This window comes from Faecalicoccus sp. (assembly GCF_036552745.1).
In the GTDB taxonomy this organism is placed as follows: Bacteria; Bacillota_I; Bacilli_A; order Erysipelotrichales; family Erysipelotrichaceae; genus Faecalicoccus.
Window position 1 is genome coordinate 1 of record NZ_JAXKBY010000019.1, and the last position, 12,256, is coordinate 12,256.

Genomic DNA, 12,256 nt, shown 5'->3' on the forward strand with positions numbered 1-12,256 from the left:
ATATTATGCGCTACAATTTAGAAAAAAGAAATCGATTCACAATGCGTACATTGGATGCTTTTTCAAGTACGATGTTTGATCTATTGGAAACAAAAAGCTTTGAAACGATTATGGTTTCTGAGCTTTGTTCTTTAAGCAATTATCCCAGAGCTACCTTTTATAATTATTTTGAAGATAAATACGATCTCTTGGAGTATTGTTGGGATATTTTAAAATCAAAGGTTCGCTTGTATGATTTTAAAGATTTGGAAACGGATCATCGAATATATGAAGTATTTGGTCGTATTTATGATTTTTTTGAACAGCGGCAGGAACGACTGTTTCGCATACTGGTACATAATTCTCTGGAAGGAGAACTTTATACAAGCTTTAAACAGTATGTGAAAGTACAGATTTTGGAAATTATGGATACGATTGATTTTTCAGGTCATAATGGGCTGCCCAATCGATTATGGGCAGAGCATTATTGCAACACGATTCTTTTGGTGTTAGAGCATAGTTTTTTAAAGGAACAAAGAATTGATAAGGAGACGGCTGTTTCGTATTTAAGAATACTGCTGCAGAAATAGGAGAGAGAATATGTGGAGCGATAGAAGTGTATTTTATCAAATCTATCCGTTAGGAGCTTTTGGCTGTCCTTTTGAAAATGACTTTCAATCGGAAAGCCGAATTTTACGTATGAAAGACTGGATACCGCATTTAAAGAAGCTGGGTGTAGATTGTATCTTGTTTAATCCTGTGTTTGAAAGTCATACACACGGTTATGATACGATCGATTATAAAAAATTGGATAGTCGATTGGGAACGAATGAAGATTTCACATCTATATGCAGGCTATTACATGAAAATGGGATTCGTGTTGTTCTGGATGGTGTATTTAATCATGTAGGCAGAGGCTTTTTTGCGTTTCAGGATGTTTTGATGAATCGTGAAAACTCTTCCTATAAAGATTGGTTTTATATTAATTTCTGGGAGAATAATAATTACGATGATCATTTAAACTATCAAAATTGGGAAGGGAATAATAACCTGGTGAAATTGAATCTTCAAAATTATGAAGTTGTACAATATCTGCTGGATGTGATTTCCTTTTGGAGAAACGAGTTTCAAATTGATGGCTTACGCTTAGATGTAGCTTATTGTCTGGATCGAGAATTCTTAAAAACACTGCACAGGACTTGTAAGGAAATAGATCCTTCCTTTTTCCTGCTGGGAGAAACCTTACATGGTGATTACAATCAATGGGTCAATGCGGAAATGTTGGATAGTTGCACTAACTATGAATGTTATAAAGGATTATACTCCAGCTTTAACAGTGCCAACTTATTTGAGATCCTTCATTCACTTCATCGTCAATTTGGTAAAGATAACTGGTGCTTGTATCGAGGTAAGCACTTATTGAGCTTTGTGGATAATCATGATGTAGAGCGCATCGCATCTCAGCTTGTTCATAAAGAACATCTGTCATTGATCTATACGATGTTGTTTACGATGCCGGGCATACCGTGTTTATATTATGGAAGTGAATGGGGTATCGAAGGAAAGAAAAATTGGAACGATACCGAATTAAGACCGGAGATTTCGCATTTAGAATGGAATGCATTAACGGATCATATACAGAAGCTGATTTCGATCAAGCATGAACACGATGCACTTCATCAATGCGATTATCAACAGATTTATCTGACGAATACAGCCTGTATTTATCAAATGAAAAGTGAAAAAGAAACACTTTGGATTTGCATCAATATGAATCCGGACAATGTAGAAGTACCAATTGATTATCGGGGGCAGGCGAATAATTTGCTTACCCAAAGTCAGGTGGATATAAATGGGGTACTTTACTTAGAACCTAATTCATCGATGATCTTACAAATTTAAAAAAAAGAGGGTTGCCGTTGTGGCAACCCTTTACTGTACAGATTTGAAAAGAAGATCGTTGTAATCTGGTAATGGCCAGAAATCTTTAGGAATGTTTTGTTCGATGGAATCCGTCAGTGTTCGTATGGCTTCCATAAGTGGCAACAATTCATCCGCTGCATATTGTGCTTTTTCTTTTTCACTGGCCGGCACTTTTTCAATCAAGTTTTCTAAAGTTTCCAGATGATTGGATACAAATTCCAATGGTTCATTGATGTTGAAAAGAATCTTTTCTTCCAGTGGAGAATTGATACCACTGGCTTTTTTTGTTTGTATGATCGTTGCCAGCTTTGCTTCGTATTCAAATACAGCCGGTAAGATTAGTTTTCGCAACATATAAGCCATCGTTCTTGCCTCAATCAAAACGACTTGATAGTAATTTTCCAGAAGAATGTTTTCGCGGGCATGGAGTTCATTGGCTGAATATACTTTATGTTTTTCAAACATCGCCAGATTTTTAGGAGCCGTATAATGCGGCAGAGCATCTGCCGTTGTCTTTAATTCCTGCAAGCCTCGTTTTTTGGCTTCCTGACGCCATTCTTCGCTATATCCATTTCCGGAGAAAAGAATTCGTTTATGTTCTTTGAGCGTTTTTTGAATCATGGAAATCACATGCTCGGTTCTTTGTTCCGGTGCATAGTTTTCCAGTTCATCGGCAAACTGTGTTAATTCTTCGGCTACGATCGTATTTAAAATCGTATTGGGACAGGAGATGTTCAAGGCTGATCCCAACATACGGAACTCAAATTTGGTTCCGGTAAACGCAAACGGAGAAGTACGGTTGCGGTCGGTGGAATCCTTGGAAATCGGCGGTAAGGCACTAACACCTAACTCCAATTTACGATTGGTGTTCTCCACATATTCTTTTCCTTGTTCAATTGCTTCCAGGATAGCGGTCAATTCATCGCCCAGATAAATGGAGATGATGGCCGGTGGTGCCTCATTGGCTCCCAGTCGATGATCGTTTCCGGCACTGGCAACGGAAAGTCTAAGCAAATCCTGGTATTCGTCAACTCCTTTGATGATAGCCGCAAGAATCGTCAAGAAACGAATGTTGTCTTTTGGATCATCACCGGGTTCTAAAAGATTTTCATGGCTGTCGGTACTAAAGGACCAGTTATTGTGTTTACCGGAACCGTTGACACCTTCAAATGGTTTTTCATGAAGCAGACAGACGAATCCATGATGGCGAGCTACCCGCTTTAAAACATCCATTGTGATCTGGTTTTGATCGTTGGCGCTGTTTACGGAGCTGAAAACCGGTGCTAACTCAAACTGGCAGGGAGCCACCTCTTTATGTTCAGTCTTCGCAAAGACACCCAGCTTCCAAAGCTCCTGATCAACTTCTTCCATATACGCTTTGACTCTTTCGTCAATATTACCGAAGTAGTGATCGTCTAGTTCTTGTCCCTTGACCGGTGGTGCACCAAATAAAGTACGTCCGGTAACCATCAAATCCAGGCGTTGTTTAAAGAGATTTTCATCGATCAGAAAATATTCTTGTTCCGGCCCAACGGTGATCGTGATCTTTTTGGTATGATAGCCCATCAGATTTAAAAGGCGAACCGCTGCTTTATCTAAGGCATCAATGCTTCGTAAAAGCGGAGTCTTCTTATCCAGCGAAGAGCCATCATAGCTGCAAAACAAAGTTGGTATATATAAGGTCTTTTCTTTGACAAAGGCAAAGCTTGTCGGATCCCATGCGGTATAGCCACGTGCTTCAAATGTGGCGCGTAATCCACCGCTGGGAAAACTGGAGGCATCCGGCTCTCCTTTGATTAATTCTTTTCCGCGAAAATCGCTGATTACAGAATTAGGACCGGTCGGATTGATAAAGGCATCGTGTTTTTCGGCCGTGATGCCGGTCATTGGTTGAAACCAGTGTGTATAGTGCGTTGCGCCCTTGTCCATGGCCCAGTCTTTCATGGCATTGGCAACGGTATCGGCAATTTCTTTAGGGAGCTCTTTTCCATGCTCCATGACATCGATCATCTGTTTATAGATCGCATGTGGTAAATAGCGTTGCATCGCAGCAGGCCCGAATACATCACATCCAAAAAATTCGTCAACAATCTTCATACAAATTCCTCCATTACGTTACTGTTATTTTACCAATTATTCACAATGAATAAAACTCTTTTCATCATTTCGGTTTTTCAGACTGGCTTCGATCAAGCCTACAAAGAGCGGATGGGCCCGGTTTGGGCGGGATTTAAATTCCGGATGGAATTGTACACCGATATAAAACGGATGCTTAATAGATTCAATTGCTTCCACGAGCTGCTTATCCGGACTGGTACCGGAAATCAACATTCCGTTTTGTTCAAAGTCACTGCGATAATAGTTATTGAATTCGAAACGATGACGATGTCTTTCGTCGATCATTTCCTGTTTGTACAAGCGGTTTAACAGACTGTCCGAACGAACGGCACAAGGATAGCTTCCTAAGCGCATCGTACCTCCTTTTCGCATCTCACTGTTCTGATCTTCCATAAAATCAATGATCGTATTTTTGCTTAGAGGATCAAACTCGTAAGAATTGGCATCGCTCAAACCTAAAACATGACGGGCAAAGGCGATGGCCATGATCTGCATACCCAGACAAATACCTAAATATGGAATGTTGTTTTGATAGGCATACCACGCTACATCGATCATTCCTTCTATGCCGCGATCCCCAAAACCACCAGGTAAGATAATACCATCGATATCTTTAAAGACTTCATCGAGATTTTGGTCTTCAATCTTTTCAGAATCGATCCATTTGATCTTTACATCGGCACCACATTTAAAGCCGGCATGATATAAAGCTTCGCTGACGCTTAAATAAGCATCGTGCAACGCAACATATTTTCCGACTAGGGCAATACGAACCGGTTCTTTGGCTTCTTTAATGGTTTGTACCATGGCTCTCCAGTCTTCCAAATCGGGTTGACGAACTTCTAAACCGACCTTTTGACAGATGATATCGGCTAAATTTTGTTCTTCCAACATTAACGGAACTTCATATAAAGAATCTAATGTTGTATTTTCAATGACACATTCTTTAGGCACATTACAGAATAAAGAGATTTTATCCGTTACGCTTTGCGGAATCTTTTCATCACAACGAGCAATGATGATATCCGGCGTAATTCCATAGGAACGAAGTTCCTTCACAGAATGTTGTGTCGGTTTGGATTTATATTCCTTGCTTCCGGAAATATAGGGAATATATGTTACGTGAATGAAGATGCAGTTTTGTCTTCCGACATCTAAAGCCACCTGTCGAATGGACTCTAAAAAAGGCTGGCTTTCGATATCACCGGTCGTTCCGCCGATCTCTGTGATCACAAAATCCGCTTGTGCATGTCGTCCGGCCTGAATGATAAAATTCTTGATCTCATCGGTAATATGCGGAATTACTTGTACAGTCTGTCCTAAATATTTTCCGTCACGTTCCTTATTTAATACATTCCAATAAACTTTTCCGGTTGTTAGATTGGAATAAGAGTGCAGGTTTTCATCAATAAAACGTTCATAGTGGCCTAAGTCCAAATCGGCTTCCAGGCCATCATCGGTCACAAAAACTTCACCGTGCTGAAAAGGCGACATCGTGCCGGGATCCACATTGATATAAGGATCCAGCTTCTGGCTTGTTACTTTATAGCCGCGCGCTTTTAAAAGTCGTCCTAAGCTGGCAGCACTGATTCCTTTTCCCAATCCGGAAACAACACCGCCGGTCACAAAAATATACTTTGTATCCATGGTCGATCACCTCAATTTCTAATGGAACTATTCTAGTAGAGAGGATGCTTAATGTAAAGAGAAAATGTAAAAAAATAAAGTTGATTTTCAAGGATATGTAAAAGATTACAAATCAAAATCATTCATTTGAAGGCAATGCACATATAAATAGTAGAAATTCCTTGATTTCTTGAGTTGCGTTAGATTTTGAAGTACAATACTGCATAGGTGGTGAACCGAATGAAACAAAATGGAAGAACCTTAGAATCTATGATCAAGCGACTGATTTTGTTTACAGCTGTTTTGATCTTACTGATATTCAATGCCAGTCTGATTTATGATTTTTTGATGCGCCTGATTGCGATCTGTTATCCTTTTATTTTTGGGGCAGGTCTCGCTTTTATCTTTAATATTGTCTCGAATGGATTGATGAAATATGCTGGTTTATGGTTCCATGTCAAAGATACGACAGGACCTAGGGCCATTGCCAATATCCTTGCCATTATTTTTGTCTTTTCGATTATATTAGGCTTTGTGTTTTTATTGAGTCCGCAGTTGTTAGATTCTATTCAAAGCATCGTAGAACAGATGCCAAATGCGTTAAATCATTTTTACGCCTGGCTTTTAGATGTCACAAAACCAATTGAATCGATTCATGAACCATTACTGGATATGCGTTCTTCTTTAAGTGATATGGATAAGCTGGCGGATATGTTGCCTGGATTGTTTGGTTGGGTCTTTTCCGGTGGTGCCAACGGTATTTTTGATTCGATTTACTCCGCATTGACAACTACGTTTTCCGTTGTGGCCAGTACCTGTATCGCGATCATGTTTTCTTTTATCTTATTATTCAACAAGAAAACGTTTGTTCGTGAATTAAAAGCTTTATTAAAGGCTTACATTCCCGATCCCTATTATGATAAGACGATGCACGTATGCTCGATTGTCAAAAAGACATTTACAAGTTATATTGCCGGAACCAGCTGTGAATGCTTGATTCTGGGAACACTGGTTTTTATCGGCTGTACGATCTTTCAGATTCCTTATGCACTGCTTACCGGTATCATCGTTGCGATCGGTGCTTATGTCCCTATGTTTGGAGCTTTGGTCAGTGCTATTTTGGCATCCCTGTTTATTGCGGTTGAAAACCCGATGAGTGCCATTTACTTTCTGATCTTGTTTATTTGTATTCAACAAGTCGAAGGCAATTTCATCTATCCAAATGTTGTAGGAAGAAGTGTAGGACTTCCGCCGATGTATGTGATCGTTGCGGTAACTGTAGGCGGCAGTCTTGCCGGTATTCTGGGAATGATCATCTTTATTCCGATCTGCTCATGTATCTATCAGCTGTTGGGAGAAGATATTCGAAAGCGGATCAAATACAAAGATCAAATTAAAAACTCTTAGGAGTTTTTTTTTATACAGCGGGCATGGTACAATTGAGACAGTTTGGAAGTGAGAATTATGAATCGATGTGCATTGACGATTCGCATGTTGATGATATTAAGGGCAAGGGGAACAAAATACCCGGTAAGTACCCGTGTTTTAGCACAGGAGCTGGAAACAAATCCTCGAAATATTCGTGAATTTAAAAAAGAGCTGGTGACAGCCGGTTTTAATATCATTGAAAAGAAAGGGCCTTATGGCGGTTATATGTTGGATGAAGAACAGCTTATGCCGGTCACTCGTTTGACAGAAGAAGAAATGGCAGCCTTGGAAGAAGGTATTTCTTTTATGAAAGGACATCCGGAAGTTTCTTTTTATCCGGCCTATCGCAGTGCAATGGATAAGGTGCTTGATGTCAGTCATCAAAAAGTGCCGGTTTCTATACGCTATTTGGAAAGTCCCGGTGAAAAGCTATCTGTAAAGCTACAAAGAATGTTGGATCTTGCGATGGAAGCGATTCTTCAACATCGAATTTTACTGTTGGAATATCAGGGGACTAAAAATGAGACCTGCCTGTCTTTTGAATTGGATCCCTATGATGTGATCCATTATCGCAATACGTATTATCTGGTTGGCTTTTCCCATTTGCGCAAGGAATATCGTGTCTATCGCTTCAGTGAAAAGCGCATGCGATCGCTAAGAAAGACCAAAGATACATTTCTGTGGGATTCGCAATATCAGCTGATGTCTATCATCAGTCGTTTTGGGATCATCAAAAATGATTTTAAGCGTGTGAAAGTGCTGGTCCAAAAAGATCAAGTCGATCGTTTTGAAGAATATAAAGGCTGGGGCGTTGAATTGAAAAAAGAAGCTGAAACGCCTCGTGGTATTCTCTATAGCTTCAAGAGTCCGGATCGTTATGAGCTCTATCGTCAGATTTTTTCTTTTGATGGCAAAGTAACGATTGTAGAACCCGAAAGCTATCGGGAAGAATTTACATCAAAAATTCGTGCTTTTTTAGAAACAGGTGAACCTTATGATGATTCATGTTACTGATATCCTGCATGCGCTTTGCTGTGAAAAGTATGCCTGGAACATTTATCATAAAATCAGTCTTCCTAAACAATATTTCCATATGATTGAACCATTCTCCTCTTTGTGGAAAGCATATTTAGGATTGGAGGATGCCGTATGTGGACAAGTTGGGGATACCAATGAGATGACTATGGCGAAAATGAAAGATACATCCGTGATTCTCTTTGCCCGTTTCTCTTATGATGAATGTCGAACACAGATTCCTGTATTGATAAAAAGGGAAGAGGGATATCATGCGATCTATCCGTATTTGAGTTGTTATCCCAGGGAAAGTGAAGCCTTTCGCATGAAATTAAATGATCTGATTGCCCAAAAGGCCGGGATATCGATCGTATCGCATGAAATTATCTACATACAGAAAGATTATGTGCGTAAGGAAGACCTGGATCTTCATTCTTTGTTGGTAAAAGGGGACTGTTTCTTCAACCGTCGAAATAATCCATCAAAGAATATCGATTCGCGTGTGCAAGCTATTGATGTCGATTTGGACGCCTGCATTGCCAAGACCAAAGAGATCGTAGCTCAAAGCGAAATCAACATGGAGCGAAATAAGAATTGTACGGCCGGAAGACGGTGCAGTTATTATGCTTCCTGTTTTGATGATTCGGTTTTGCCGGATGATTCCGTTTTGTTTTTGACGACTTCACAAAATAAACTGGAAGCGTATCGGCAGGGATTGCGTCACATTTCTCAAATGGATATCGATCAGCTGGAAGGCTATCGCTTACAGTATGCACAGTTCATGGCAAGTCGCAATGGCTTTTTTATGGATCGACTGGCCTTGTCACAATGGCTGGATAAGGTAAAATATCCGATCAGTTATTTAGATTTTGAGTGGGATACCTTTGGCATACCACCTTATCCGAACATGAAACCATTTGATGTACTATGTTTTCAATACAGCCTGCATATTGAAACCCGTCAAAAAGAATTGGAGCATCGTGATTTCTTTGGCACCAGTGATTGTCGTAAAGCATTTATCGAATCGTTACTTAACGATCTTCCATCCGAAGGTTCGATCCTTGTCTATAATATGGAGGGGGCTGAAAAATTACGATTGATGCAGCTTGCTGAACAGTTTCCGGAATATGCCGATCGCCTAAAAGCAGTTTGCGATCGTATGATGGATCTATCTAAACCATTTGAAACCGGAATCTATTATGACAATCGTATGCGAGGTCATTATTCTTTAAAAAATGTATTGCCTGTTTTTACCGATGAAGTTTCTTATAAACAACTGGCGATCCATGATGGTTTAAATGCGGTGCATGCCTATCGTACGATCGAACAGGCCAGTGTGGCGGATCAAAAAAAGATTCGCGAGGATATTCGAAATTATTGTCGAATGGATACTTATGCGGAATATGTGGTGTATCATGGATTGATAAATCAGATCAAGGAGGAAGAAAATGCCTAATATCATTACTCATACATTATTTGCCAATGAGTTTTTAGAAGATGCCAGTACCAGTTTACAAGAATGGCTGTTACCTAGAAAACAATTGGTGGAAATTGGTGCCAACGGTCCGGATTTTTTGTTCTTTCATGGTTTAAGTCCAACCAGAGCGTTTCAAAAGACACCGTTAAGAAAATTAGGAAGCAAAGTGCATTCGCAACATATACGTGAGTTTTATCAATGTGCGCTTGCCTGTATTCGTAAAGAAAAAGACAAAGAGATCCAAAAAGATATGACAGCCTATTTGATGGGACACTTGATGCATTGGTCGCTGGATTCAACGGCGCATCCATATGTGTATTATCGAACAGGATGTAAAAGTGCACAAAGCAGCTGGTGGCATCATCGCTTTGAATCTTTGATCGATGCGATCATGTTGAAGGTCAAAAGAGAACAGACGATTCAGGATTTCAAGGCTTATATGATCACAGATGCTTCTTTAGAACAAGTGCGGGCGATTGCACGTATTTATGTGCCGGTGGCAAGACAAATCTATGGTGTGGATGTCAAACCGCATCAAATTTTAGAAAGCATAGAGGACTGGAATTTTATGCAGAAGGTCTTTTACGATGCCTCGGGTAAAAAATTTCATTTCTTTCACAATATCGAAAAACTGACAAATACAGAAAGCGCTGTTTCGGGCTTCTTTGTGCCCAATCAACCGGAAGATCCATTTGATACAATCAATCTGTTACATAAAGAATGGGTACATCCCTGCGATGAGGAGATCAAAAGTACAGAAAGCTTCTTTGATTTGTATGATAGAGCGATGGATAAAGCCTTTAAGGTGAATGCGTTACTTTTGGAGTGTCTGGAGGATTCGACCAGAGACGAAGATTTTTTAAGCTTTATCGGACAGAAGGATTACGATACCGGACTGGAAGAAAAGCTTCCAATGGTTCATTTTGATTTGGTCTATAATTCTAAATGATAAAAAATGTAATAAATTTTCAAAGTTTTATGATATAATTTTCAACGGGTGAGGAATGTTATGTATAAAATATTGAAAAAAGAAGCTTTAAATCCGACTGTAACTCGTATGGTAATCGAAGCGCCTTTTGTAGCCAAACGAGCTAAAGCCGGCCAGTTTATTATTTTACGTGTTCACAAGCGGGGAGAACGTCTTCCTTTGACGATTGCCGACAGTAATCCAGAAAAAGGTACGGTTACGATCATTTTCCAGGTTGTTGGGGAAACGACCATGCTTTTAAACGCACTAAATGAAGGAGATTGTTTAAAAGATTTCGCCGGTCCTTTAGGTAAACCAAGTGTGATCGATGGAAATAAGAAGGTTTGTATCATCGGTGGTGGTGTTGGATGTGCCATCGCTTATCCGACTGCCAAGGCTTTTCATGAAGCGGGTGCTGATGTGACAACGATCGTTGGTTTTCGAAACAAAGATCTTGTAATCCTGGAAGAGGAATTTAAGAAAGTCAGTGATGCCTATTATCTAATGAGTGATGATGGTTCTGTTGGAGAAAAAGGCTTAGTTACCAATAAGCTGGAAGACTTGATCACAGGCGGTGAAAAATTTGACGAAGTTGTGGCTATCGGTCCGATCGTCATGATGAAATTTGTCTCTTTAACAACAAAGAAATACAATATTCCAACTACGGTATCAATGAACCCTGTGATGATCGATGGTACCGGAATGTGCGGTGGTTGTCGTTTGAAGGTTGGAGATGAAATCAAGTTTGCCTGTGTAGATGGACCAGATTTTGATGGCCATTTAGTTGATTTTGATCAGGCTATGGCTCGAAATACGGCTTATAAAAGCTTTGAAGCACATAAGCGAGATGAAGCTTGTCATCTTCTGAATAAGGAGGTTGAATAATATGCCAAATATGCGTCCGGATAAAGTTGCGATGCCGGTTCAGGATCCGGCTGTTCGTATCACAAATTTTGATGAAGTTGCTTTAGGATATACGCCGGAAATGGCGGTTGAAGAAGCAACTCGCTGCCTGCATTGTAAACATCAGCCTTGTGTAAGCGGCTGTCCTGTGAATATCCATATTCCGGATTTTATTGAAAAAGTAGCGCAGGGAGAGTTTGAAGAAGCATATAAGATCATTTCTTTGACCAGCACATTACCGGCTATTTGCGGTCGTGTCTGTCCACAGGAAAATCAATGTGAAAAAGTCTGCGTTCGCGGTATTAAAAATGAGCCGGTTGCGATCGGTCGTTTGGAACGATTTGTTGCCGATTATCACAGAGAACATAACGACACACCTTTTGAAAAACCACAGTCAAATGGTCATAAGGTGGCCATCGTAGGTGCCGGACCTGCCGGGTTGACCTGTGCCGGAGATTTGGCCAAGCTGGGATATCAGGTAACGATCTTTGAAGCCCTTCATGTTGCCGGAGGTGTATTGATGTACGGTATTCCGGAGTTTCGTTTACCAAAGGAAATCGTGCAAAAAGAAATCAGCCACTTAAAAGAATTAGGTGTAGAAATCATCACAAACTTTATTGTGGGGCGTTCTGATTCCATCGATTCTATTATGGAAGAAGGCTATGAAGCTGTATTTATCGGTTCAGGTGCCGGTCTTCCTAACTTTATGGGATTACCTGGAGAAAACTTGATCGGTGTTTATTCGGCCAATGAATTTTTAACACGTATCAATTTGATGAAAGCATATCAGGAAGACAGCGATACACCGGTACAACATCCTA

Annotated in this window: 10 protein-coding genes; 8 read left to right on the top strand and 2 right to left on the bottom strand. The window is 40.1% G+C overall.

Going from position 1 to position 12,256, the window contains the following annotated elements:
• A partial coding sequence (locus tag U0M88_RS00820; protein WP_331868609.1) for a TetR/AcrR family transcriptional regulator occupies positions 1-569 on the top strand: 569 nt, incomplete at its 5' end.
• A 10-nt stretch (positions 570-579) separates the two neighbouring features.
• Complete coding sequence (locus tag U0M88_RS00825; RefSeq protein ID WP_272000714.1) at positions 580-1,881, top strand: alpha-amylase family glycosyl hydrolase; 1,302 nt, start codon at positions 580-582, stop codon at positions 1,879-1,881.
• 30 nt (positions 1,882-1,911) lie between these two features.
• Here U0M88_RS00825 and U0M88_RS00830 read toward each other — a convergent pair whose 3' ends face one another.
• Both U0M88_RS00830 and U0M88_RS00835 read right to left on the bottom strand, forming a co-directional pair.
• A complete protein-coding gene (locus tag U0M88_RS00830) occupies positions 1,912-3,999 on the bottom strand; it encodes a glutamine synthetase III family protein (RefSeq protein WP_331868610.1) in 2,088 nt (695 codons plus the stop codon).
• 36 nt (positions 4,000-4,035) lie between these two features.
• Complete coding sequence (locus tag U0M88_RS00835) at positions 4,036-5,667, bottom strand: CTP synthase (RefSeq protein WP_331868611.1); 1,632 nt, start codon at positions 5,665-5,667, stop codon at positions 4,036-4,038.
• A gap of 219 nt (positions 5,668-5,886) precedes the next feature.
• Here U0M88_RS00835 and U0M88_RS00840 point away from each other — a divergent pair, with 219 nt between their 5' ends.
• From U0M88_RS00840 to U0M88_RS00865, 6 genes are all read left to right on the top strand, one after another.
• A complete protein-coding gene (locus U0M88_RS00840) occupies positions 5,887-7,053 on the top strand; it encodes an AI-2E family transporter (RefSeq protein WP_331868612.1) in 1,167 nt (388 codons plus the stop codon).
• 57 nt (positions 7,054-7,110) lie between these two features.
• Positions 7,111-8,088, top strand: a complete 978-nt coding sequence (locus U0M88_RS00845) for a helix-turn-helix transcriptional regulator (protein WP_320802480.1) — start codon at positions 7,111-7,113, stop codon at positions 8,086-8,088.
• Positions 8,069-9,544 (top strand): DUF2779 domain-containing protein, encoded by a 1,476-nt coding sequence (locus tag U0M88_RS00850; RefSeq protein WP_259295331.1) that lies wholly within the window; start codon positions 8,069-8,071, stop codon positions 9,542-9,544. Before U0M88_RS00845 ends, U0M88_RS00850 begins: the two co-directional genes overlap by 20 nt.
• The gene (locus U0M88_RS00855) at positions 9,537-10,514 is read left to right on the top strand and encodes a hypothetical protein (RefSeq protein WP_117446270.1); all 978 of its coding nucleotides are present in this window, start codon (positions 9,537-9,539) and stop codon (positions 10,512-10,514) included. Before U0M88_RS00850 ends, U0M88_RS00855 begins: the two co-directional genes overlap by 8 nt.
• A 60-nt stretch (positions 10,515-10,574) precedes the next feature.
• The gene (locus tag U0M88_RS00860) at positions 10,575-11,417 is read left to right on the top strand and encodes a sulfide/dihydroorotate dehydrogenase-like FAD/NAD-binding protein (RefSeq protein ID WP_117446269.1); all 843 of its coding nucleotides are present in this window, start codon (positions 10,575-10,577) and stop codon (positions 11,415-11,417) included.
• A gap of 1 nt (position 11,418) precedes the next feature.
• Positions 11,419-12,256: FAD-dependent oxidoreductase (locus U0M88_RS00865; protein WP_331868613.1), on the top strand; the 838-nt coding region annotated here is incomplete at its 3' end.

Excerpts from the sequence above, each read along its gene's own strand:
- U0M88_RS00855 (WP_117446270.1), top strand. The coding sequence starts at position 9,537 with ATGCCTAATATCATTACTCATACATTATTTGCCAATGAGTTTTTAGAA.
- U0M88_RS00825 (WP_272000714.1), top strand. The coding sequence starts at position 580 with ATGTGGAGCGATAGAAGTGTATTTTATCAAATCTATCCGTTAGGAGCT.
- U0M88_RS00830 (WP_331868610.1), bottom strand. The coding sequence starts at position 3,999 with ATGAAGATTGTTGACGAATTTTTTGGATGTGATGTATTCGGGCCTGCT.
- U0M88_RS00845 (WP_320802480.1), top strand. The coding sequence starts at position 7,111 with ATGAATCGATGTGCATTGACGATTCGCATGTTGATGATATTAAGGGCA.
- U0M88_RS00850 (WP_259295331.1), top strand. The coding sequence starts at position 8,069 with ATGATGATTCATGTTACTGATATCCTGCATGCGCTTTGCTGTGAAAAG.
- U0M88_RS00840 (WP_331868612.1), top strand. The coding sequence starts at position 5,887 with ATGAAACAAAATGGAAGAACCTTAGAATCTATGATCAAGCGACTGATT.
- U0M88_RS00835 (WP_331868611.1), bottom strand. The coding sequence starts at position 5,667 with ATGGATACAAAGTATATTTTTGTGACCGGCGGTGTTGTTTCCGGATTG.
- U0M88_RS00860 (WP_117446269.1), top strand. The coding sequence starts at position 10,575 with ATGTATAAAATATTGAAAAAAGAAGCTTTAAATCCGACTGTAACTCGT.